The 21655-nt window shown below is 63.2% G+C and carries 19 protein-coding genes; 12 read left to right on the top strand and 7 right to left on the bottom strand.

The window, feature by feature from the left end:
* Nucleotides 1-36: 36 nt before the first annotated feature.
* Both norW and norV read right to left on the bottom strand, forming a co-directional pair.
* Nucleotides 37-1203, bottom strand: coding sequence for an NADH:flavorubredoxin reductase NorW (gene norW, locus ACB033_RS21515; RefSeq protein WP_268037795.1), 1167 nt, complete (start codon nt 1201-1203; stop codon nt 37-39).
* On the bottom strand, nt 1200-2684 hold the full coding sequence (gene norV, locus ACB033_RS21510) for an anaerobic nitric oxide reductase flavorubredoxin (protein WP_010635554.1): 1485 nt from the start codon (nt 2682-2684) through the stop codon (nt 1200-1202). The genes norW and norV overlap by 4 nt, the downstream gene beginning before the upstream one ends.
* A 170-nt stretch (nt 2685-2854) precedes the next feature.
* Here norV and norR point away from each other — a divergent pair, with 170 nt between their 5' ends.
* Entirely contained in the window at nt 2855-4381 is a 1527-nt protein-coding gene (gene norR / locus ACB033_RS21505) for a nitric oxide reductase transcriptional regulator NorR (protein ID WP_371140737.1), read from the top strand.
* Between the two features lie 78 nt (nt 4382-4459).
* Here norR and ACB033_RS21500 read toward each other — a convergent pair whose 3' ends face one another.
* On the bottom strand, nt 4460-5167 hold the full coding sequence (locus ACB033_RS21500; RefSeq protein ID WP_010635556.1) for a GntR family transcriptional regulator: 708 nt from the start codon (nt 5165-5167) through the stop codon (nt 4460-4462).
* 284 nt (nt 5168-5451) lie between these two features.
* On the opposite strand from ACB033_RS21500, the gene ACB033_RS21495 reads away from it, so the two are divergent.
* Together ACB033_RS21495 and ACB033_RS21490 are read left to right on the top strand one after the other, a co-directional pair.
* Nucleotides 5452-7038, top strand: a complete 1587-nt coding sequence (locus tag ACB033_RS21495) for an alpha-glucoside-specific PTS transporter subunit IIBC (protein WP_324008381.1) — start codon at nt 5452-5454, stop codon at nt 7036-7038.
* Between the two features lie 2 nt (nt 7039-7040).
* Complete coding sequence (locus ACB033_RS21490) at nt 7041-8360, top strand: 6-phospho-alpha-glucosidase (protein ID WP_371140736.1); 1320 nt, start codon at nt 7041-7043, stop codon at nt 8358-8360.
* A 69-nt stretch (nt 8361-8429) separates the two neighbouring features.
* Here ACB033_RS21490 and ACB033_RS21485 read toward each other — a convergent pair whose 3' ends face one another.
* Nucleotides 8430-9434, bottom strand: a complete 1005-nt coding sequence (locus tag ACB033_RS21485) for a substrate-binding domain-containing protein (RefSeq protein ID WP_371140735.1) — start codon at nt 9432-9434, stop codon at nt 8430-8432.
* A gap of 435 nt (nt 9435-9869) precedes the next feature.
* On the opposite strand from ACB033_RS21485, the gene ACB033_RS21480 reads away from it, so the two are divergent.
* The 6 genes from ACB033_RS21480 to ACB033_RS21455 all read left to right on the top strand — a co-directional run bounded on the left by ACB033_RS21480 (nt 9870) and on the right by ACB033_RS21455 (nt 15673).
* Nucleotides 9870-10991 carry a branched-chain amino acid ABC transporter substrate-binding protein gene (locus ACB033_RS21480; protein WP_005307334.1) on the top strand — a complete coding sequence of 374 codons (1122 nt, stop codon included), beginning with the start codon at nt 9870-9872 and terminating at the stop codon, nt 10989-10991.
* Nucleotides 10992-11055: 64 nt separating this feature from the next.
* Entirely contained in the window at nt 11056-11982 is a 927-nt protein-coding gene (gene livH / locus ACB033_RS21475) for a high-affinity branched-chain amino acid ABC transporter permease LivH (protein ID WP_005307331.1), read from the top strand.
* On the top strand, nt 11982-13250 hold the full coding sequence (locus tag ACB033_RS21470) for a high-affinity branched-chain amino acid ABC transporter permease LivM (RefSeq protein ID WP_019841062.1): 1269 nt from the start codon (nt 11982-11984) through the stop codon (nt 13248-13250). Before livH ends, ACB033_RS21470 begins: the two co-directional genes overlap by 1 nt.
* Nucleotides 13251-13350: 100 nt before the next feature.
* On the top strand, nt 13351-14124 hold the full coding sequence (gene livG / locus ACB033_RS21465; protein WP_005307326.1) for a high-affinity branched-chain amino acid ABC transporter ATP-binding protein LivG: 774 nt from the start codon (nt 13351-13353) through the stop codon (nt 14122-14124).
* Nucleotides 14125-14134: 10 nt separating this feature from the next.
* The gene (locus ACB033_RS21460; RefSeq protein WP_005307325.1) at nt 14135-14836 is read left to right on the top strand and encodes an ABC transporter ATP-binding protein; all 702 of its coding nucleotides are present in this window, start codon (nt 14135-14137) and stop codon (nt 14834-14836) included.
* 3 nt (nt 14837-14839) lie between these two features.
* On the top strand, nt 14840-15673 hold the full coding sequence (locus tag ACB033_RS21455; protein ID WP_010635561.1) for an AraC family transcriptional regulator: 834 nt from the start codon (nt 14840-14842) through the stop codon (nt 15671-15673).
* On the opposite strand, the gene ACB033_RS21450 is transcribed toward ACB033_RS21455, so the two are convergent.
* On the bottom strand, nt 15670-16356 hold the full coding sequence (locus ACB033_RS21450) for a LysE family translocator (RefSeq protein ID WP_139726395.1): 687 nt from the start codon (nt 16354-16356) through the stop codon (nt 15670-15672). The genes ACB033_RS21455 and ACB033_RS21450 overlap by 4 nt on opposite strands.
* Nucleotides 16357-16426: 70 nt before the next feature.
* Here ACB033_RS21450 and glpE point away from each other — a divergent pair, with 70 nt between their 5' ends.
* A complete protein-coding gene (gene glpE / locus ACB033_RS21445) occupies nt 16427-16750 on the top strand; it encodes a thiosulfate sulfurtransferase GlpE (RefSeq protein WP_005307320.1) in 324 nt (107 codons plus the stop codon).
* A complete protein-coding gene (gene glpG / locus ACB033_RS21440) occupies nt 16747-17580 on the top strand; it encodes a rhomboid family intramembrane serine protease GlpG (RefSeq protein WP_005307318.1) in 834 nt (277 codons plus the stop codon). The genes glpE and glpG overlap by 4 nt, the downstream gene beginning before the upstream one ends.
* Before the next feature lie 138 nt (nt 17581-17718).
* Here glpG and ACB033_RS21435 read toward each other — a convergent pair whose 3' ends face one another.
* The gene (locus ACB033_RS21435; protein ID WP_139726396.1) at nt 17719-20136 is read right to left on the bottom strand and encodes a VolA/Pla-1 family phospholipase; all 2418 of its coding nucleotides are present in this window, start codon (nt 20134-20136) and stop codon (nt 17719-17721) included.
* A gap of 301 nt (nt 20137-20437) precedes the next feature.
* Here ACB033_RS21435 and ACB033_RS21430 point away from each other — a divergent pair, with 301 nt between their 5' ends.
* Nucleotides 20438-20695, top strand: coding sequence for an accessory factor UbiK family protein (locus tag ACB033_RS21430; RefSeq protein WP_139726397.1), 258 nt, complete (start codon nt 20438-20440; stop codon nt 20693-20695).
* A gap of 131 nt (nt 20696-20826) precedes the next feature.
* On the opposite strand, the gene fre is transcribed toward ACB033_RS21430, so the two are convergent.
* Nucleotides 20827-21525 (bottom strand): NAD(P)H-flavin reductase, encoded by a 699-nt coding sequence (gene fre, locus ACB033_RS21425; protein ID WP_017780576.1) that lies wholly within the window; start codon nt 21523-21525, stop codon nt 20827-20829.
* Nucleotides 21526-21655 lie beyond the last annotated feature (130 nt).

Here is a 21655-nt window from a genome sequence, read left to right as displayed (position 1 = left end):
GTGGCCGGGTCGACCCGGCCGGTGCAATAAAAGGGGTTAACGGGGCAGCTGACGCAGCAGCGGGAAGGCGGCGCTCATCTGGTCGCCCCCCACCACGAAACCGCACAGCTCGCCGGCTTCATCGCGCGCCTCGGCCACCATGCCGTGGCTGTTCCAGCGGCACTGCCAGGCGAGATCCTCGCCCTTGGTGCGGCCGGCCAGTTGCAGCGGGTAGCGCGGCGTCTTCACCTTTACCAACATGGGCGGCAGGGTCAGCGGGGTCGGCGTGCCGAGCAGGGTGCGCGCCAGCGCATTGGCCCCCAGTACTATGGGTTGCAGGAAGGGAAGCAGCTGACCTTGCCACTGCACGCAATCCCCCAGCGCGAAGATATGGGGGTCGCTGGTCTGCAGCCGCTCGTCGACCAGGATGCCACGCTCCACGGCCAGCCCGGCCCCGCGGGCCAGGGCCAGATTCGGCCGCAGGCCGATCGCGGCGATCACCAGATCCTGCTCGCTTATGCGGCCGTCACTCAGGGTGACACGCCAGCCATCCCCCGGCTGGGCATCCATCCTGGCGAGACCTGTCCCGAACTGCAGACTGACCCCCTGGCTGCGCAGCGCCTGTTGCAGCGGCTGGGTCAGGACGGCGGGCAGCAGGGTGCTCAGCGGGCTGTCGGCCAGATCCAGCAGGGTGACCTCGCAGCCATCGCTCGCCATGTCCATCGCCAGCTCGCAGCCGATGAGGCCGGCCCCCAGCACCAGAATGCGGCGGGCCTGCTGGATTGCCCCCTCGGCGGCGGCATACTCCTGCTGGCTGTTGAGGGTGACCAGATGCTCGCTGCCCGGCAGCTCGGGGCGTACCGCACTGGCGCCGGTGGCCAGCACCAGCCGGCCATAGGGGAATTCCCCCTGCTCGGTCAGCACCAACCGCCGGGCAGGGTCGATGCCGAGCACCGGGCAGTGGGGTAGCAGCGCGATGCGCTGCTGCTCGGCAAAGTCGCAGCCACTCTGGCGGGTCATGGCCGCGGCGGCGCAGCCCCGGCTCACCACGTGGCTCAAGTCGGGCTTGTTGTACTCGTCGCCACTGTCGGCGGTGATAAGGCGGATGGGCTGTTCGGCGTCCAGCTTGCGCAGGCTCTTGACCAGCTGCTGGGCGGCGAAGCCGCTGCCGATCACCACTATCTCCCGGCTGATGCCGGCGTCACTCTGCGTTGCTGCGTTCATACACAGGCCTCCACGGCGCAGGGTTCGAATACCTCCTTGCCGATGCCGCAACCCGGGCAGAGGAAGCTGTCCGGCACCTGGGCCCAGGGGGTGCCCGGCGCAACCAGCTGATCCGGCTCGCCCTGGGCCGGGTCGTAGACCCACTGGCAGACGGTGCAGAGCATGGCCTGGTCGTCATCCCACTCGGCGACAGCCGCTGCGGCTTTCGGCTCAGCAGCGGGCATCAGGGGGGCAGGTGTCACCGCCGCCTGAGTGGGGGTGATCGGGCGGGGCGCGTCCAGCGGATGCAGCGCCCACTGACGGGCGAGCTGGCGGCCGTGCTCGCGGCATTCCGCCAAGGCGGAACCATCCGGGCGCCACTTGGCCTTGAGGGAGATGCTGATGTCAAAGCCCGCATCCATCAGCCGGGTCTGGATCCGGTCCACCGCGCCGCCGGTCCAGCCGTAGCTGCCGAAGGCCGAGGCCCGCTTGTTACGGAAGCGCAGGCCGGTGATCTCTTCGAGCATGCCCGCCACCTTGGGCATCATGACGTTGTTCATGGTGGAAGAGCCCACCAGTATCCCCTTGGAGCGGAACACCTGGGTCAGGATCTCGTTCTTGTCGTGGCGCGCCACGTTGTAGATCTTCACCGCCACGCCCGGATCCACCTCGTGGATGCCCTGGGCGATGGCGTCGGCCATCATGCGGGTGTTGTTGGACATGGAGTCGTAGAAGAGGGTGATACGATCTTCCTGATAGTGGTCGGCCCACTCCAGGTATTTCAGGATGATCTGGGTGGGGTCCTCGCGCCAGACGATGCCGTGGGAGGTGGCCACCATGCTCACCGGCAGGTTGAAGCCCAGCACTTCCTTGATCTTGGCGGTCACCAGCGGGCTGAAGGGGGTGAGGATGTTGGCGTAATAGCGCTGGCACTGCTCCATCAGCTCGGTCTGATCCACTTCGTCGTTGAACAGGTGCTCGTCGCAGTAGTGCTGGCCGAAGGCGTCGTTGGAGAAGAGCACCGCATCCTCTGTCATGTAGGTCATCATGCTGTCGGGCCAGTGCAGCATGGGGGTCTCGATAAATACCAGCTGCTTGCCGTTGCCGATGTCCAGGCTGTCCCCTGTCTTGACCGGGTGGAAGTTCCACTCCGGGTGGTGATGATGGCCAGTGATGGAGTCGATGGCGTTGTGGGTACAGTAGATGGGGGTGCCGGGGATGCGGGCCATCAGCTCGGTCAGGGCACCGGCGTGATCCTCCTCGGCGTGGTTGATCACCACATAGTCGATGGCGGCGAGATCGATCTCCGCCGCCAGGTTCTGCACGAACTCGCGGCTGAACTTGTGATCGACGGTATCGATCAGCACGTTCTTCCCTTCGCGGATGAGATAGCTGTTGTAGCTGGTGCCCTTGTGGGTCTTGTACTCGGTACCGTGGAAGTCGCGTACCTCCCAGTCCCGTTGGCCGACCCAGTGGATGTTGTTCTTGACGTGAATGCTCATCAGGCAGTTCCTCGAATGCAATAGTGTATGTTCGACTGAACCAGCTATTGCAGCGGACGTGCCAATATGTAACTTGTTGTTTTTAATAGATACACACATCTATCATTGTCATTTAGACAGCCTCTCTTTATAGTCAAAATCACAAACACACTGTCATTTGGACAATCATCGTGATCTCAACCGACAGCCTGGCGCGCATCGCCCTCGACCTGCAACTCGGCATCTCCCATCAGGACCGCTTCCACCGCCTGATCCAGAGCGTGCGCAGCCTGCTGAACTCGGATGCCTCGGCCCTGCTGCGCTACGAGGGGGGCCAGTTCATCCCGCTGGCTATCGACGGCCTGATGCAGGACGTGCTGGGGCGCCGCTTCGCCCTCAAGGATCACCCGCGCATGGAGGCCATCGCCCGCGCCGGCGACGTGGTGCGCTTCCCCGCCGACAGCAGCCTGCCCGACCCCTATGACGGCCTGCTGCCGGATCACGACGACTTCAAGGTGCACGCCTGTGTCGGCCTGCCGCTGTTCTCGGATCAGGCGCTGATCGGCGCGCTGACCATAGACGGCATGAACCCGACCCAATTCGACGGCATCAGCGACGAGGAGCTGCGGCTGGTGGGCGCCCTGGCCGCCGCCGCCCTCAACAACGCGCTGCTGCTGGAGCGGCTCGCCCACCAGAGCAGCGAACCGCTGGTCCCCGGCACCCGGCCCGGCCCTGAGCAGCCGGAGATGATCGGCCAGTCCCCCGCCATGGCCCGGCTGCGCCACGAGATCGAGGTGGTGGCCAGCTCGGAGCTGAACGTACTGATCCTGGGGGAGACCGGGGTCGGCAAGGAGCTGATCGCCAAGGCGGTGCATCGCGGTTCCCAGCGTGCCAAGGCCCCGCTGGTCTACCTCAACTGCGCCGCCCTGCCGGAGTCGGTGGCCGAAAGCGAGCTGTTCGGCCACGTGAAGGGGGCCTTTACCGGCGCCATCCACAACCGGGCGGGCAAATTCGAGCTGGCGGATCAGGGCACCCTGTTTCTCGACGAGATCGGCGAGCTCTCCCTGCCGCTGCAGGCCAAGCTGCTGCGGGTGCTGCAGTACGGCGATCTGCAGCGGATCGGTGACGACACCCCGCTCAAGGTGAACGTGCGCATCCTGGCGGCCACCAACCGGGATCTGAAGCAGGCGGTGGTCGAGGGGCAGTTCCGGGCCGACCTCTACCACCGGCTGAGCGTGTTCCCGATCCACGCCCCGGCGCTGCGCGAGCGCCCCGGCGACATCCCCCTGCTGGCCGGTTATTTTTGCGAGCGCTGCCGGCTCAGCCTGGGGCTGGAGCGGCTGCGCATCCAGCCACAGGCGCTGCAACTGCTCGAGCGCCACGACTGGCCCGGCAACGTGCGCGAGCTGGAGCACGCCATCCACCGCGCCGCCGTGCTGGCGCGGGCCGAACAGGGCAGCCAGACCCCGACCCTCGCCAGCCATCACTTCAACCTGGCGGCCGGCCCCCTCCCCCCCTCCACCAGCCCCGCCATGGCGCCAATGACCCCCTTGCCCGGCGGCCTCGGCCTGCGGGCCGCCACCGACGCCTTCCAGCTCGCACTGCTCGAGCAGACCCTGGCCGCCCATGACGGCAACTGGGCCGCCACCGCCCGCGCGCTGGAGCTCGACAGCGGCAACCTGCACCGGCTCGCCAAGCGGCTCGGCCTCAAAGCCTGAGGCGCCCATTCAGGGCCATCAAACAAAAACCCCCTCGCTGGCGAGGGGGTTGGCATACGCAGCAAGATGCGGGTCAGGCTAACCGCGGGCGCGACGCAGGTGGTAGTCAACGTGATAGTCGTTGGCATTGCGGAACATGATGGAGTAGTTGAGAAACTCGCCGTTTTCACCGTAGGAGAGCGAGGTGAGCCGCAGGATGGGCGCCCCCTGCTCGATGTGCAGCAGCTCGGCCATGCGCCGGTCGGCCAGCACGGCGCTGAAGCTCTCGTAGTTGCCGGCGATGGGGAGCTGGCACTCGTTCTCGATGTAGGCGAACTTGGATCCCTCCAGGTGTGCCACCGAGAGGGTGCGAAACAGCCGCACCGGCATGTAGCTCTCCTCCACCAGCAGGGCCCGGCCGTCCACCGAGCGCACCCGATTGGAGAAGTAGACCGGCTCGTTCACCTTGATCCTGAGCTGGCTGGCGATGGCGGGTGGGGCCGGCATGGTGCGAAACTCCAGCACCTCGCTGGTCAGGCTGCGGCCCTGTTCACGCATCAGCTCGGTGAAACCGCTCAGCCCCTTGGTCTCGTGCTGCACGTCCTTCTTGGTCACGTAGGTGCCGCTGCCGTGGCGCCGCTCCACCAGCCCCCACTCGATCAGCATGTCCACCGCCTTGCGCACCGTCATCCGCGATACCCCGAACTGACTCGCCAGGGTTTTCTCGCTCGGCAGGACATCCCCCACCCGGCAATCCGCCCCGTTGACCCGGATACGCAATCGATCCGCCACCGATTTGTAGATCACTGCTAGACCTCTCTTTACCCAGCCGGGGTGGCGGCCCATTTGCTCGCCTTTATTTCAACCAGCTGAAAATAAACAATTTTAAATTCAAATAACCCGATAAAAACGTCACAAAAACAAGACGTACAACAATATCGCAAAATTTAGATCTCTTTGTCTAAATAAGTGCATGCGCCGGATCACATAACCACCACATATTTCATGAGGGCCTGATCGCTTGTTGTTAGGTTCAATTCAGCAATACGACAACAGCAGTCAGACAATTCTCTAATAAAAAGGGACGCTATATGCTCAGTCAAATTCAACGTTTTGGCGGGGCAATGTTTACGCCTGTATTACTGTTTCCATTCGCAGGTATGGTGGTAGGCATTGCAATCATGCTGAAAAATCCCATGTTCGTGGGAGAGACACTGGCAAATCCTCAGGGACTGTTTTTTCAAATAGTCCATATTATTGAAGAGGGTGGCTGGACGGTATTTCGAAATATGCCGCTGATATTTGCCATCGGCCTGCCGATCGGGCTGGCAAATAAGGCTCAGGCCCGCGCCTGCCTCTCCGTGCTGGTCAGCTTCATGACCTGGAACTACTTCATCAATGCCATGGGGATGACCTGGGGCGACTATTTCGGGGTCGACTTCAACCAGGCGGTGGGTGGCGAGAGCGGGCTAGCCATGGTGGCCGGTATCAAGACCCTGGACACCAGCATCATAGGTGCCATCGCCATCTCCGGCATCGTCACCGCCCTGCACAACCGGTTGTTCGACCGGCAGCTGCCGGTCTTTCTCGGCATCTTCCAGGGCAGCTCGTTCGTCACCATAGTCGCCTTCTTCGTGATGATCCCCTGCGCCTGGCTGACCCTGCTGGGCTGGCCCAAGGTGCAGATGGGCATCGCCTCCCTGCAGGAGTTCATGCTGGTCTCCGGCCCGCTCGGCGTCTGGGTTTACACCTTCCTCGAGCGGATCCTGATACCGACCGGCCTGCACCACTTCATCTACGGCCCCTTCATCTTCGGCCCGGCCGCGGTGGAAGGCGGCATCCAGCTCTACTGGGCCCAGCACATGCTGGAGTTCAGCCAGAGCACCCGGCCGCTGATCGAGCTGTTCCCCCAGGGCGGCTTCGCCCTGCACGGCAACTCCAAGATCTTCGGGGCCATGGGGATTGCACTCGCCATCTACGCCACCGCCGCCAGGGAGAACAAGGCCAAGGTGGCCGGCCTGCTGATCCCGGCCACCCTGACCGCCATGCTGGTGGGGATCACCGAGCCGCTCGAGTTCACCTTCCTCTTCATCTCGCCCCTGCTGTTCGCCATCCATGCCCTGCTGGCTGCCACCATGGCGACCGTGATGTACCTGTTCGGGGTCGTCGGCAACATGGGCGGTGGTCTGCTCGACCAGTTCCTGCCGCAGAACTGGATCCCCATGTTCCACAATCACGCCGGCATGATGTTTACCCAGATTGCCATCGGGCTGACCTTTACCGGGATCTGGTTCCTGATATTCCGCACGCTCATTCTGAAATTCAATTTGAAAACCCCTGGGCGGGATGAAAGCGAAATAAGACTTTATTCCAAGGCCGATTATCAGGCCGCCAAAAAACAGCGTGGCCATGATATTGCCGGCCATATTCTGGCGGCGCTCGGTGGCGCGGAAAATATCAACAGCCTGAACAACTGTGCCACCCGGCTGCGCATATCGCTGCGCGATACGGGCCTGGTGGCACCAGATGATGCTTTCAAACAATTGGGTGCCCACGGCGTGGTCCGCCACGGTGACAGCATCCAGATCATTATCGGTCTGCATGTACCCCAGCTGAGGGAAAACATGGAGAGCCTGATGAACAACCCCTCCTCCTCTTCTTTCGTAACGGAGTCATGATCATGAAAAAATTCTCTGTCGTCATTGCCGGCGGTGGCAGCACCTTTACCCCGGGCATCGTTCTCATGCTGCTGGAGAACCAGCACCGCTTCCCGCTGCACGAGATCAAGTTCTACGACAACGATGGGGCCCGCCAGGAGGTGATCGCCGAAGCCTGCCGCGTCCTGCTCAAAGAGAGAGCCCCGGACATTGCCTTCAGCTACGGCACCGACCCCAAGGCGGCCTTCAGCGGGGTGGACTTCGTCATGGCCCACATTCGGGTCGGCAAGTACCCCATGCGCGAGCTGGACGAGAAGATCCCGCTGCGCCATGGCGTGGTCGGCCAGGAGACCTGCGGCCCAGGCGGCATCGCCTACGGCATGCGTTCCATCGGCGGCGTGCTGGAGCTGGTCGACTACATGGAGCAGTACTCGCCGGATGCCTGGATGCTGAACTACTCCAACCCGGCCGCCATCGTGGCCGAGGCGACCCGTCGCCTGCGTCCCCACGCCAGGATCCTCAACATCTGCGACATGCCCATCGGCATCGAGGGACGGATGGCCCAGATCGCCGGCCTGCCGTCACGCAAGGAGATGCGGGTGCGCTACTACGGCCTCAACCACTTCGGCTGGTGGACCCGCATCGAGGATCTGGCGGGCAACGACCTGATGCCGGCCATCAAGGCCCACGTGGCCAAGCACGGCTATGTGCCCAAGCAGGCCGGCCACGCCGAGGCCAGCTGGAACGACACCTTCGCCAAGGCCAGGGACGTGTGGGCCCTTGATCCGGACACCCTGCCCAACACCTATCTGAAGTACTACCTCTACCCGGACTATGTGGTGGCCCACTCCAATCCGGAGCACACCCGCGCCAACGAGGTGATGGAGCACCGCGAGAAGCAGGTGTTCAGCGCCTGCCGCGCCATCGTGGCAGCCGGCAACGCGGCGGCCGGCGAGCTGGAGATCGACGAGCATGCCTCCTACATAGTGGATCTGGCCACCGCCATCGCCTTCAACACCCAGGAGCGGATGCTGCTGATCGTGCCGAACCGGGGCGCCATCCCCAACTTCGACCCGGAGGCCATGGTCGAGATCCCCTGCCTGGTGGGCAGCAGCGGCCCTGAACCGCTGCAGGTGGGCAACATCCCGCTGTTCCAGCAGGGCATGATGGGCCAGCAGGTGGCCGTCGAGAAGCTGGTGGTGGAGGCGTGGATCGAGCGCTCCTATCAGAAGCTGTGGCAGGCGATCACCCTCTCCAGGACGGTGCCAAGCGCCTCGGTGGCCAAAGCCATCCTGGACGACCTGATCGCCGCCAACAAGGAGTACTGGCCGCCCCTGCAATAAACGCGAGCCAAACAAAAACCCCCTCGCTGGCGAGGGGGTTTTCTTGTTGCTGGCTCTGCCGTGGCGCGATCAGCGCAGGGACTTGACCGAGCGGCGGACGATCAGCTCGGGCTGCACCGTCATCGACTCGACTTCCAGCTCCTTGTTGCGGATCCGGCTCACCAGCTGCTGCACCGCCAGCAGGCCGAGCTCGGCCTTGGGGTGGCGGATGGTGGTGAGCGGCGGGCTGGAGAAGCGCGCCATCTCCACGTCGTCATAACCGATCATGGAGATATCGTCCGGCACCTTGACCCCGGCTTCCCAGGCGGCGCAGATGGCGCCGATCGCCATGGGATCGTCGAAGGCGAACACCGCGGTCGGCCGCGGCTTGAGGGCCAGGATCCGCTGCATGGCATCGAAGCCGCTCTGGCTCTCGTAATCCCCTTCGAAGATCTGCTCGTCTTTCAGGGTCAGACCCTGCTCGCCCAGGGCATCGCGCACCCCGTCCAGCCGCTGCTGGGTGGTCGGCTTGGCCAGCTGACCGGTGATGCAGACGATGTCGCGGTGACCCTGCTCCAGCAAATGACACACGGCCAGGCGTGCCCCGATGCGGGCGTTGTCATTGATGACGTTGGCAAAATCGCACTCGGTACCCCAGTCCAGCACCACTTGCGGCACGTTCTTGTGGATGCGAAGCATGTCGCGCAGCGGGGTATCGATGTCGGTTCCCAACACCAGCAGACCGTCGACCCGCTTCTCCATCAGCATGCGCAGGTAGTGCTGCTGACGGGGCGGCTGGTTCTCGGTGTTGCAGAGGATCAGGCTGTAGCCCTGCTCGAAGCAGTACGCCTCCACCCCCTGCACCACTTCCGCAAAGAAGGGGTTGGCACTGGTGGTCACCAGCATGCCGATGGTCTTGGTCGAGTTTATCTTGAGGCTGCGCGCTACCGAGTTGGGCGCGTAGTTGAGTTCTGCCACCGCCTCAAGCACTTTTTGGGTTGCGTCTTCGCTGACCCGACGGGTGTGATTGAGTACATGTGAGACGGTGGAGATGGATACGCCTGCGCGGGAGGCGACATCCTTGATAGTGGCCATCTCTGTCTCCTGAAGATCAAAGGCGGAACATTAGCAGATTTCCCGAATAAAGGCTTGGTTTTAACGAGTGCTGCCAATGAATTGTCAATGCTGGCTAATCTAGGCGGTCATTTCTATTTGCGCAAACGGATTTTGGTCAAAATGGGAGCAGCGTCAGAGTAAAATATCGTCAGTTTTTTCATCTATCATTTATCGAAAGTGCACCTTGTTGAGAAGATGTTAATTGCCATCATCAACATAAACCTCTAAATAGACAACTGTAATTAGATATTTGTTTCAAAAAAGCACTATTACCCCCTCTCTGGTTAGTATCTTTAACAGCTTGTTATTGCCCAGCGAGGAATGATAGAACCATACCTATTGCCGGACTGGCGGGATCACGGTTCGGAATGGCACACGGAAAATGAAACAATCCACTGATTAAGGGACGAATCGATGAATAAGTTGAGCAAAATGGCAGTCAGGGCAGCGGTTTCTATGGCCCTGTTCGGATCGGTCTCACTGGTCCACGCGGCGGATACCATCAAGATCGGCATCGCCGGCCCAGTCACTGGCCCGGTCGCCCAGTACGGCGACATGCAGTTCACCGGCGGCAAAATGGCGGTCGAGCAGATCAACAAGGCCGGTGGCATCAAGGGCAAGCAGATCGAAGCCGTCATCTATGACGATGCCTGTGACCCGAAACAGGCCGTGGCGGTCGCCAACAAGGTGATCAACGACGGCGTCAAGTTCGTGGTCGGTCATCTCTGCTCCGACAACACCCTGCCCGCCTCCGACATCTATGAAGATGAAGGCGTGCTGATGGTGACCCCGGCCTCCACCAACCCCAAGATCACCGAGCGCGGCTATCAGCTGGTGCTGCGTACCATCGGCCTGGACAGCGACCAGGGTCCGACTGCCGCCAAATACATCATCGAACAGGTCAAACCCCAGCGCGTGGCCGTCATCCACGACAAGAAACAGTACGGTGAAGGCATCGCCTCCAGCGTGAAAGCGGCGCTGGACAAGGCCGGCGTCAAGGTGGTGGCGTTTGAAGGCATCACCGCCGGTGACAAGGACTTCTCCGCCCTGATCGCCAAGCTGCAAAAAGAGAACGTCGATTTCGTCTACTACGGCGGCTACCACCCTGAGCTGGGTCTGATCCTGCGTCAGGCCGGCGAGAAGGGCCTCAAGGCCAAGTTCATGGGTCCGGAAGGGGTGGGTAACAAGGACATCTCCGCCATCGGCGGCCCGGCTTCCGAAGGCCTGCTGGTCACCCTGCCGAACAAGTACGACCTGGTGCCGGCCAACGCCCCGCTGGTTGCCGCGTTCAAGGCCAAGGGTCAGGACTCTTCCGGTCCGTTCGTGTGGACCACCTATGCCGCGGTGCAAACCCTGGCTGCCGGTATCGCCAAGGCGGGTGAGGATGACCCGGCTGCCGTTGCCGCCGCCATCAAGGCCGCGCCGGTCGATACCGTGATGGGCCCCCTCAGCTGGGCTCCCAACGGCGACCTGAAAGGGTTTGAATTCGGTGTGTTCCAGTGGCACGCCGACGGTACCTCTACCCAACTCAAGTAATCTGCCGGTCGGGGTGACGTGAGTCACCCCTCCTTTCTTTGCGGGCAAGTACAGGGAACGCAGTATGTCCGAACACTTCCTTTACCTGGTTCAGCAGTTGCTGAACGGGTTAACCATAGGCAGCACCTATGCGTTGATCGCCATCGGCTACACCATGGTCTATGGCATCATCGGCATGATCAACTTCGCCCACGGCGAGGTCTACATGATCGGCTCCTATGTCGCTTTCATGGTGATGGCGGGGCTCATGATGATGGGCATCGACAGCACCTTTCTGCTGCTGGGGGGCGCCTTCCTGGTCAGCATCATCATCACCGGCAGCTATGGCTGGACCATAGAGCGGGTCGCCTATCGCCCGCTGCGGGGCGGCAACCGGCTGATCCCCCTCATCTCCGCCATCGGCATGTCGATCTTCCTGCAGAACATGATGCGGATGGCCCAGGGCTCGCGCGACATCGCCATGCCCACCCTGATCTCCGGCGGCTGGACCCTGGGTGAGGCCGACGGCTTCCAGGCCAGCCTCTCCTGGATGCAGCTCATCATCTTCGTGGTGACCTTCATCACCATGCTGGCGCTGACCCAGTTCATCGGCCGCTCCCGCATGGGCCGCGCCTGTCGCGCCTGCTCGGAAGACATCAAGATGGCCAACCTGCTGGGGATAGACACCCACGTGGTCATCTCCATCACCTTCGTGCTGGGGGCCACCCTGGCCGCCGTCGCCGGCGTGCTGCTCGGCATGTATTACGGCGTCATCAACCCCTACCTCGGCTTTATGGCCGGTCTGAAGGCATTCACAGCCGCAGTATTGGGCGGTATCGGCAGCATTCCCGGCGCCGTGCTGGGCGGCCTGCTGCTCGGTGTGGTGGAGGCGCTCACCGCCGGCTACCTCAGCACCGAGTACAAGGATGTGATGGCGTTCGCCCTGCTCATCTTCGTACTGCTCTTTATGCCCACTGGTATCCTGGGCCGCCCGGAAGTGGAGAAAGTATGATGAAACGCCAATTCATTCATGCCTGCATCGCCAGCCTGGTGCTGCTGGTGCTCTCCTTCTGGCTGCTCGGCTTCAAGCTGGAGACCGACGGCACCCGCCTGCTGGTAGTGAGCCGGCTCGACGTGTCGCTGGCCTGGCTATTGGGCGGTGCCACCCTGGTGTTCTGGTTCCAGATGCTGCGCGGCCAGATAAGCCGCCTGTTCCAGGCCTCCATCAGCGGCTTCTCGGTCGGCTTCACCAAGCTGGTGCTGCCAAGCCCGGAAGAGGCGCCCAAGCTCTATAACCTGACCGCCGTGTTGGTGCTGCTGTTTGCGGTGAGCTGGCCCTTCATGGCCTCCCGCGGCGCCATCGATCTGGCCACCCTCACCCTGATTTACATCATGCTGGGGCTGGGTCTGAACGTGGTGGTGGGCCTCGCCGGCCTGCTCGATCTCGGCTACGTCGGCTTCTACGCGGTCGGCGCCTACAGCTATGCCCTGCTCAACAGCTACTTCGGCCTCAGCTTCTGGGAGTGCCTGCCCATCGCCGGCCTGATGGCGGCCACCTTCGGCTTCCTGCTCGGCTTCCCGGTGCTGCGGCTGCGGGGGGATTACCTGGCCATCGTCACCCTGGGCTTTGGCGAGATCATCCGCATCCTGCTCAACAACATGACCAGCCTGACCGGCGGCCCGAACGGCATCTCCGGCATTCCCAAACCGACCCTGGGAGGGCTGGAGTTCAACCGCACCGTCAAGGATGGCGGCTTCGAGACCTTCCACGAATTCTTCGGCATCGCCTACAACGCCAACCACAAGGTGATCTTCCTCTACCTGATGGCGCTGGTGCTGGTGGTGGCGACCCTGTTCGTCATCAACCGCCTGCTGCGCATGCCGCTCGGCCGCGCCTGGGAGGCGCTGCGGGAAGACGAGATCGCCTGCAAGTCGCTGGGGCTCAACCCCACCATCATCAAGCTGACCGCCTTCACCATAGGCGCCTGCTTCGCGGGCTTTGCCGGCAGCTTCTTTGCCTCGCGCCAGGGCTTCATCAGCCCGGAGTCCTTCGTCTTCATCGAGTCGGCCATCGTGCTCGCCATCGTGGTGCTGGGCGGTATGGGCTCCCAGATCGGGGTGGTGCTGGCCGCCATCGTGATGACGGTGCTGCCGGAGCTGGCGCGCGAGTTCAACGAGTACCGCATGCTGATGTTCGGCCTCTTGATGGTGTTCATGATGATCTGGCGGCCACAAGGATTGCTGCCGATGACCCGCCCGCATCTGGAGTTGAAGAAATGAGTACGCATCAGAAGTTGTTGGACGTCTCTGAGCTGTCGATGCGCTATCTGGCCGGATTGCTGGCGGTGACTTGCTCCACCCTGGACTGGGAGCTGAAAAAATGAGTACTCATCAGAAGTTAATGGAAGTCTCTGATCTGTCGATGCGTTTCGGCGGCCTGCTGGCGGTCAACGGGGTCAAGCTGGACGTGGAAAAGGGGGAGGTGATCTCCATCATAGGTCCCAACGGGGCCGGCAAAACCACCATCTTCAACTGCCTGACCGGCTTCTACCGCCCGAGCGGCGGCATCATTCGCTACAAGGGCGAGGAGATCCAGGGGCTGCCCGGTCACCTCATCGCCCGCAAGGGAATCGTGCGCACCTTTCAGCACGTGCGGCTGTTCAAGGACATGACGGCGGTGGAAAACCTGCTGGTGGCCCAGCACAGGCACCTCAACACCGGTTTTCTGGCCGGGCTGTTCAAGACCCCGGCCTTTCGCCGCGCCGAGCGGGAGGGACTGGAGCAGTCCGCCTTTTGGCTGGAGAAGGTGGGGCTCAAGGATCTCGCCAACCGCGCCGCCGGCAACCTGGCCTATGGCCAGCAACGCCGGCTCGAGATCGCCCGCTGCATGGCGACCCGGCCCGAGCTGCTGATGCTGGACGAGCCGGCCGCCGGCCTCAACCCCCACGAGACCGACGAGCTGAACGAGCTTATCTCCAACCTGCGGGACGAGTTCGGGGTCTCGGTGCTGCTGATCGAGCACGACATGAAGCTGGTGATGGAGATCTCCAACCGCATCTTCGTGGTCAACCAGGGTACCCCGCTGGCCCACGGCAAGCCGGATGAAATCCGCAGCAATCCGGCAGTGATCAAGGCCTATCTGGGCGAGTCGTAAGGAAAACAAGATGTTAGAACTTCGCAACGTATCGACCCACTACGGCAAGATTCAGGCGCTGCACGACGTCAGCGTCGAGGTAAAAGAGGGGGAAATCGTCACCCTGATCGGCGCCAACGGCGCCGGCAAGACCACCCTGCTGATGACCCTGTGCGGCGAGCCCAAGCCCAGCAGCGGCTCCATCTGGTTCGAGGGGGAGCAGATAGACTCGCTCTCCACCGCCCGCATCATGCGCAAGGACATCGCCGTGGTGCCGGAGGGGCGCCGCATCTTCGCTCGCCTGACGGTGGAGGAGAACCTGCTGATGGGGGCCTTCTTCGTCGACAAGGCCGAGCAGCGCGGCCTGCTGGATCAGATTTTCACCCTGTTCCCCCGCCTGCACGAGCGACTGGAGCAGCGTGCCGGTACCATGTCCGGCGGTGAGCAGCAGATGCTCGCCATCGGCCGCGCCCTGATGAGCAAGCCGCGCCTGTTGCTGCTGGATGAACCCTCGCTGGGGCTGGCCCCCATCGTCATCCAGCAGATCTTCGACACCATAGAGCAGCTGCGCCGCGACGGCATGACCATCTTCCTGGTGGAGCAGAACGCCAACCAGGCGCTCAAGCTGGCCGATCGCGGCTATGTGCTGGAGAACGGTCACGTGGTGCTGCAAGACACGGGGGCTGCCCTCTTGGCCAACCCGGCCGTCCGCCAGGCCTATCTCGGCGGCTGACCCATGAGCAGGGCCAACACGGCGCCGGATCACCACAGTTTCTGGCACGATCCGGCCCTGCCTTTCATCGAGGCGCGGGCGGTGCAGGATGGCCGCCGCGTCTGCTACGACAAGCACAGCCACCCCCACTTCTCCATCGGCGCCATCACCGGCGGCCACAGCCACTACCTCAACCAGCGCAGCCGGCAGGAGGTCGGCCGCGGCCACCTGGTGCTGATGAACCCGGAAGAGGTGCACGCCTGCAACCCGGTAGCCGATGAACCCTGGTCCTATCTGATGTTCTACTTCGACACCGGCTGGCTGCAGCGCCAGCAGGAGGAGGCAGGGCTGGGCCACGAATTTCGCCCCTTCGACATGACCGCCAGCCGGGATCCCCTGCTCTATCAGGGGCTGTGCCGGCTCCATCGGCAGCTGTGGCAGGAGCCGGAGCCGCTGGCGCGCGAGGTGGCCTGCCACCAGTTCAGCCGTCAGCTGCTGGCCAGACTCACTCCGGCCAGCTGGGACGATCGGCCGCCGCAGCACCTGCAGCGGGCCGCCGAGCTGATGCAGGACGACTGCAGCAGCGCCCTCACCCTCGCGCAATTGAGCGCGGTGGCCGGGCTCACCCCCTCCCACTTCGTGCGCAGCTTCAGCCGCCACTACGGCATGACGCCCCACGCCTACCTGCTCGATCAGCGCATCCGCCACGCCCGCACCCTGCTCAGGCGGGGAGAGCCGCTGGCAGAGGTGGCGCTGGCCAGCGGTTTTGCCGATCAGGCCCACTTCCAGCGCCAGTTCAAGCGGCGGGTGGCCGCCACCCCGGGTCACTACCGCACTCAGCTGATCCGGCCGGGCTAGCGCACCAGATAGGCGGCGCAGAGCAGCAACAACAGCGCCATCGCCCTGTTGAACCAGCGCAGCCGCTGCGGTACCAGCAGCAACCCCTGCAATCGGCTGCCAGCATAGGCCCAGCAAGCGATGGAGCACAGACAGATGACCAGGTAGAGGCCGCTGAACAGGGCCACCTGCCCCACCCCGCCCGCACTGCCATAGGCCCCCATCCCCATGCTGGCGGCGAGCCAGGCCTTGGGATTGAGCCACTGCATCAGCGCCCCGTACCAGAAGGAGGGCGCCACCCCGTCGACCCCTTCCACCCGGCCGCAGTCCACCAGCAATTGCCAGGCCATCCAGCCGAGAAAGACCACCCCGCCCCAGCGCAGCAGCTCGGCCGCCGCCGGCCATTGCAGCAGGGTGGCGCCCAGCCCCAATCCCATCAGCAACAACAGCAGGATAAACCCCAAGGTGGCCCCGACCACGTGGCGCAGGCTGGCCGCAAAGCCGTGCCTGGCACCGCTGCCGAGGGCGACCAGGTTGACCGGTCCCGGGGTGATGGACATGGCCAAGGCAAACCCGGCCATGGATAACAGCAGACTCGTCTCCATGAATAACGCTCGTATCGGTAAAAGGAGCCCCCAGCCTAGCCGGCACCCCGCCCCGGGTATTGAAGGAAATTGCGATCGGCCCCGGCAATAACCGGACACATTGCGGGCTTAGCGCCGGCCCCCGCTTGCGGTAAACTGGCCCTCAATCACCTATTCGCAGGACATGTTAATGGACCAGTTTGCCCATATCAGTGCCCATGATGCCCACCAGAAGCTCAGCGCCGGTGAAGCCCGCCTGGTGGATATTCGCGACCCCCAGTCGTTCGAGACAGCCCACGCGGTCGGCGCCTTCCACCTCACCAACGGCACCCTGGTGCGTTTCATGAACGAGGTGGACTTCGACACCCCGGTGATCGTGATGTGCTACCACGGCAACAGCAGCCAGGGCGCAGCCCAGTACCTGCTGCAACAGGGGTACGATGAGGTCTACAGCCTGGACGGCGGCTTCGAGGCGTGGCGCAGGGAGTTCCCGATCCAGGCGGGCGACGCATGATCCAGCTGCTGGTGCTCGACAACGCCCGCATGGCCCAGGCGCTGGTGGACTACCTCTCCACCCTCGGCATCTCGTGCGAGCTGACCCAGTCGGAGTTGGGGGTCACCATCTGGCTGGCGGACGAGCAGCGCCTCGCCCAGGCCCAGCAGGAGGTGAAGCGCTTCCTGGCCGAGCCGAGCCACCCCCGCTACATGGAGGCCTCCTGGCAGTCCGGCCGGGCCGATGCCCGCATCGACTACAGCAAGGGGATGAGCGACCCGGTCACCGACTTCCTCCACCAGGCGGGGCCGCTGACCCTGGTGGTGATCATCGCCTGTCTGGCCATCTACGGGCTCGACGCCATCGGCCTGCCGATCTTCGACGAGCTGGCCTTTCACCCGACCCTGGCCCAGTTCACCGATTGGCAGGCGTGGCGCTACTTCACCCCTGCCTTCATTCACTTCTCGGTGTTGCACCTGGTGTTCAATCTGCTGTGGTGGTGGTATCTGGGGGGCCAGATCGAACAGCGACTCGGCAGCGGCAAGCTGCTGATCCTGCTGCTGGTAGGCGCCGCCCTGCCCAACCTGGCCGAGTTTTTCGCCAGCGGCCCGCTGTTTGGCGGTCTCTCCGGCGTGGTCTATGCCCTGCTCGGCTACTGCTGGCTGCGCAGCAAGTTGCAGCCGGCCTGCGGCCTTACCCTGCCACCGGCGCTGATGGGCTTCATGCTGTTCTGGCTGGCACTCGGTTTCTTCGATCTGCTCGGCACCCGTACCGCCAACATGGCCCACCTGGCCGGCCTGCTGGTCGGCCTGCTGCAGGGCTGGCTGGACAGACACCACCAGCCTGCCTGAGTGGGAGTGGTCATCGAGGTGAGCAATCAGCTTGCCAGCCATAGCGGCCACCAACCAGGCCAGTCTGAACCGGCGACAAGTGCTATACACGAAAAAAAACGCCGCCCCGAGGGGCGGCGTTTTTATTGGCCGACTGGCTTACTGCTTGAGCAGGGTGGGATCGGTCACCTTGACCGCAGTGCCGCCGCTCATGAAGAAGCTGGCGAACTCGGACTGCATCTCGGTGGTCACGTCGCCGCTCGGATCGAAGTTCTCGTCCGGTGCCAGCAGCGAGCTGTGGCCACCAGCCACGAAGCGGGCCGCGTTGTGGCTGGCCGCACCGGTGGCGGTCAGCGGTTGCAGCGCCAGCACCTTGAACAGCGGCTCGGTGCCGCCCAGCGGGGCGGAGGCGATGCTGTTCGGGATCACCTGATCCGACAGGCTCAACGCGCCATCGCCAACGATCTCGGTGGCGAACAGCGGGAAGTCGCTCTTGATACCGCTGCCGAGGTTGATCGGGTCAGCCGAATCCAGCACCGACTGGGCCGCGAAGCTGTAGCTCTGCAGCGTGCTGGCCGCTGCGGCCTGCTGGGTGGCGCTCAGGCTCGGCAGGAACTCGTTGACGAAGCAGGTCGGCACCTCGGTCTTGCAGCTGGGGGCGTAGGCGGTAAAGCCCGCTTTCAGCTCGGCACTGCCGCTGGTCAGCACGCCCATCTTGATGGTCGGACCAAAGGTCGGCGAGTTCAGCAACAGCGGCGCTATGCCGCCACCCGGCATGGCCAGGCCACCGGTATCGAACTTGAACAGGGCATCCGCCTGGACATTGCCGATGGACTGGTTGGCGACTGCCAGCAGGTTGGTGCCGGAGATGGCGCCCAGGGAGTGGCCCAGGAAGTGCACCTTGAGGCTGCCGGCGCTGCCGATGGCGCCCTTGGCATTGGCCAGACCGACCGCCAGACGCAGGCCCAGCAGATCCGCCACGCTCTGTTTCAGGTTGTCGCGGGCCACGGTCAGGTAGCTCAGGTTCAGGTAGGGGGTCGGATTGTCGGAGGTGGTGACTGTGTCCATGCTGCCGCTCAGGGCGAAGCCGCGCTCACCGTGCAGCGGGTGATCGATCACCACCAGCGCCACCTTCTTGCCTGCCTGCATGCCGGCATAGATCTGGCCCAGCGCCAGCGCATAGGCGTTCTCTTTCACCGAGGTGACACCATGCTGGTAGATGATCACGTCGGTGATGGTGTTGAGGGCATCCTTGGCGAAGACCCGCATCGGCACCGACTGCACCTCTTCCAGCATGGGCAGCGGGTTGAAGCGGCCGATGTTCTGCTCGGCATCCAGCGGCTTGCCGCCGGAGGTGAGGGTCACCCCGATCAGCTTGCTCGCCTCGGCCAGCAGCTCGCTCTGGCGGGTCGGATCGGCAATCAGCGTCGCCAGCAGGGCCGGGTCTACGCCCGCGCCCACCAGCCCGGCGATCACTTCGCTGTCAGACGCTTTCAGGGCATTGGCGATGGCATACAGGCTGGGGATGGCACCGTGCCAGGACTGGGTCTTGGCCTTGTCCCAGGAGCCGGCGGTGGCCGGCGAGGAGAGGAAGTAAGGCAGCTTGACGGTACCGGTATAGACAGTGGTCAGCTGGGCCAGCCCGTTGAGCGGGGTGCCGGGGCCGAAGGCGGTGGCCAGCGCATCTTTCTGCTCCTGTGGCAGGAATACCTCGGCGTCCAGCTGGGTCAGGAAGGGGTTGCTGCCAGTCACGGCTAGGGTATAGGTACCCGGCAGGCTGGTGTTGCCCTTGGCATCCTGCTTCCACAGGGCGGCCGCATCCAGGGTCGGGCTCTTCAGCACGGATGCCGCCGCCCCTTTCACCGCGACCAGCACGTCGGCACCGGACTGGGTACCGAACCAGTCGGAGAAGATGACGTGATCGGTGGAGACGCCGGTGGCGGCCTTGAACAGGCCCTCCTGCAGGGCGATCAGACCGTTGATGGTCTGCTCCTGGGCATTGCTGCCGACGTTGTTCTTGTAGTTGCCGTAGTCGCTGCCGGCCTTGACCGCGTTGCCGTTGCTGTCCTTGAGGGAGTCGGTGGCCACGATCATGTAGTAGGAGGAGGGGTTCAGCGGCTTGAGCGGTACCAGGTTCAGCTTGCCAGCCGAGGCGGCCACCACGAAGTCCACCCCGTAGGTCAGCACCTTCTTCACGCCGCTCGGGCGCAGGGCTGTACTGTCAAAGCTCAGCTCCAGCAGGTAGAGCGGGGCCACCGAGGCGGCAAACTCGGTCGCAGCCGGTACCTGGACAGTGATGCCGGACGAGGTGACGGGCACGATCTGGATGGCCTGGGTCGTGGACCAGCCATCCAGAGTCGACATGGCCGACACCGGGTTGGAGAGATCCGCCGTTTCGGTGGAGAATTTCAGGGTGCCATCGCTGGCGCGGGCCGCCAGGGCACTGGGGCGCACTGCGTTGGAACCGGTCAACAGATAGTCGAGATAGCTGGAGGTGTCGCCTTTGTTATCGTCACTGCCACCACAGCCGGCCAGCATAGCACTGACGACTGCGGCATAAATTAGCTTCTTTTTCATATCCTTATCTCTTTTTAGTTGTTATCCATGAAATGCTGACGGCGTTGGGTATAAACCCGACCGGTACATCTTAACAGCAACGCAACAATTATTAAGTAGCTGGTCGGTCATCTGATCTGCTTTTTTTGTGTACAGCATCAAGGAATTGGAATAGAAACGGGACTCGATAGGTTAACAGCTTCATCCCGAATACCAGACCCGACCAGCGGTCACTTGTACGCCAGATGGCAAAAAGCGACCCCCGATCTCGGCAAAGCGGATCAATTGCCGGTAGAATGGCGCATTGCTTAAGGAGAACCACATGATCGACCCGAAGAAACTGGAAGAGATCGCCAAACAGGTGCACAACTCCCTGCCGCCCGGCATTCGCAGCATGGGTGAAGAGGTGGAGAAGAAGATCCGTCAGGTGCTGCAGTCCCAGCTCGGCAAGCTGGATCTGGTCAGTCGCGAAGAGTTTGACGTGCAGACCAAGGTGCTGCTGCGCACCCGCGAGAAGCTGACCACCCTCGAGGCCAAGCTGGCCCAGCTCGAGCAGCAGCTCGGCGCCAAGGGCGAATAACACCGCCCCCATAAAGCAAACCCCAGCCAGGCTGGGGTTTGTTGTTTCTGGCCTGCCGCAAAGCAAACGGCGGCAGGCAGAACTAGCGAGGCACTCCCGGCCAATCCATGGGGCCCGGCCTCATGCCGAACTCAGATAAACTCGTAGGCGTCGCCGAAGATGCGCTCCGGCTCGGCACCCAGGATCTTGAACTCTTCCCGCGCCGCACCCGCCATCTCGAAGCGGCCGGCCACATAGATGTCGTAGTCGTGCAGGCTGACGAAGTCATCCATGATGGCCTTGTGCACCAGTCCGGTCTTGCCGGTCCAGTCGCTCTCCGGCTCCTGCACCACGGGGATGTAGGTGAGCGGGGCGTAGTCGCGCTCCCACTGCTGCATCTGCTCCTGCTCGTAGAGCCAGTGCGCCTGGCGCACGCCCCAGTAGAAGAACACCGGGCGCTTGCTGCCGCTGTCGATCAGGTATTCCAGAATGGCGCGGGCGTAGGAGAAACCGGTGCCGCCTGCCATCAGGATCAGCGGTCGGGGTGACTCTTCCCGCAGGAAGGCCTTGCCCGCCGCCAGTTCAATCTCGATCTCCCCCTGCTCGCGCATGCGGGCCAGCACCTGGCCGGCATAGGCGTTCTCCGGGGTGGCGCCGATCTGCAGCTCCAGCACGCCAGGGCGGGTCGGCGAGTTGGCGATGGAGAAGGGACGCTTGTCCGAATCGCTCATCACCACCAGCAGATACTGGCCCGGCTTGAAGCTGACCTCTTGCAGCGGCGTCAGGGCCACGTGCCAGATGGTGTCGACATATTCGCGCAGTTCCTCTACGCGGCACTTGATACGTTGCATTCTTATCCTTGTGACGGGCTCGTTCGGCCCGCTTTCGCTCTTGATTCACTGTGGACTGGCGACCAGCAGAGTGGTCAGGTCAGTCGAGCATACCCAATTCAGCTCAAATGGCATCAATCTTTTGCATCCC

The sequence above is a fragment of the Aeromonas sp. S15(2024) genome (assembly GCF_041402265.1).
GTDB lineage: Bacteria > Pseudomonadota > Gammaproteobacteria > Enterobacterales > Aeromonadaceae > Aeromonas > Aeromonas dhakensis.
The sequence above is the reverse complement of the archived record's forward strand: the minus strand, read 5'-3'. Positions and strand labels throughout refer to the sequence as shown.

Excerpts from the sequence above, each read along its gene's own strand:
- norW (WP_268037795.1), bottom strand. The coding sequence starts at position 1,203 with ATGAACGCAGCAACGCAGAGTGACGCCGGCATCAGCCGGGAGATAGTG.
- norV (WP_010635554.1), bottom strand. The coding sequence starts at position 2,684 with ATGAGCATTCACGTCAAGAACAACATCCACTGGGTCGGCCAACGGGAC.
- ACB033_RS21495 (WP_324008381.1), top strand. The coding sequence starts at position 5,452 with ATGCTCAGTCAAATTCAACGTTTTGGCGGGGCAATGTTTACGCCTGTA.
- ACB033_RS21490 (WP_371140736.1), top strand. The coding sequence starts at position 7,041 with ATGAAAAAATTCTCTGTCGTCATTGCCGGCGGTGGCAGCACCTTTACC.
- ACB033_RS21485 (WP_371140735.1), bottom strand. The coding sequence starts at position 9,434 with ATGGCCACTATCAAGGATGTCGCCTCCCGCGCAGGCGTATCCATCTCC.
- ACB033_RS21480 (WP_005307334.1), top strand. The coding sequence starts at position 9,870 with ATGAATAAGTTGAGCAAAATGGCAGTCAGGGCAGCGGTTTCTATGGCC.
- livH (WP_005307331.1), top strand. The coding sequence starts at position 11,056 with ATGTCCGAACACTTCCTTTACCTGGTTCAGCAGTTGCTGAACGGGTTA.
- ACB033_RS21470 (WP_019841062.1), top strand. The coding sequence starts at position 11,982 with ATGAAACGCCAATTCATTCATGCCTGCATCGCCAGCCTGGTGCTGCTG.
- livG (WP_005307326.1), top strand. The coding sequence starts at position 13,351 with ATGAGTACTCATCAGAAGTTAATGGAAGTCTCTGATCTGTCGATGCGT.
- ACB033_RS21460 (WP_005307325.1), top strand. The coding sequence starts at position 14,135 with ATGTTAGAACTTCGCAACGTATCGACCCACTACGGCAAGATTCAGGCG.
- ACB033_RS21455 (WP_010635561.1), top strand. The coding sequence starts at position 14,840 with ATGAGCAGGGCCAACACGGCGCCGGATCACCACAGTTTCTGGCACGAT.
- glpE (WP_005307320.1), top strand. The coding sequence starts at position 16,427 with ATGGACCAGTTTGCCCATATCAGTGCCCATGATGCCCACCAGAAGCTC.
- glpG (WP_005307318.1), top strand. The coding sequence starts at position 16,747 with ATGATCCAGCTGCTGGTGCTCGACAACGCCCGCATGGCCCAGGCGCTG.
- ACB033_RS21435 (WP_139726396.1), bottom strand. The coding sequence starts at position 20,136 with ATGAAAAAGAAGCTAATTTATGCCGCAGTCGTCAGTGCTATGCTGGCC.
- ACB033_RS21430 (WP_139726397.1), top strand. The coding sequence starts at position 20,438 with ATGATCGACCCGAAGAAACTGGAAGAGATCGCCAAACAGGTGCACAAC.
- fre (WP_017780576.1), bottom strand. The coding sequence starts at position 21,525 with ATGCAACGTATCAAGTGCCGCGTAGAGGAACTGCGCGAATATGTCGAC.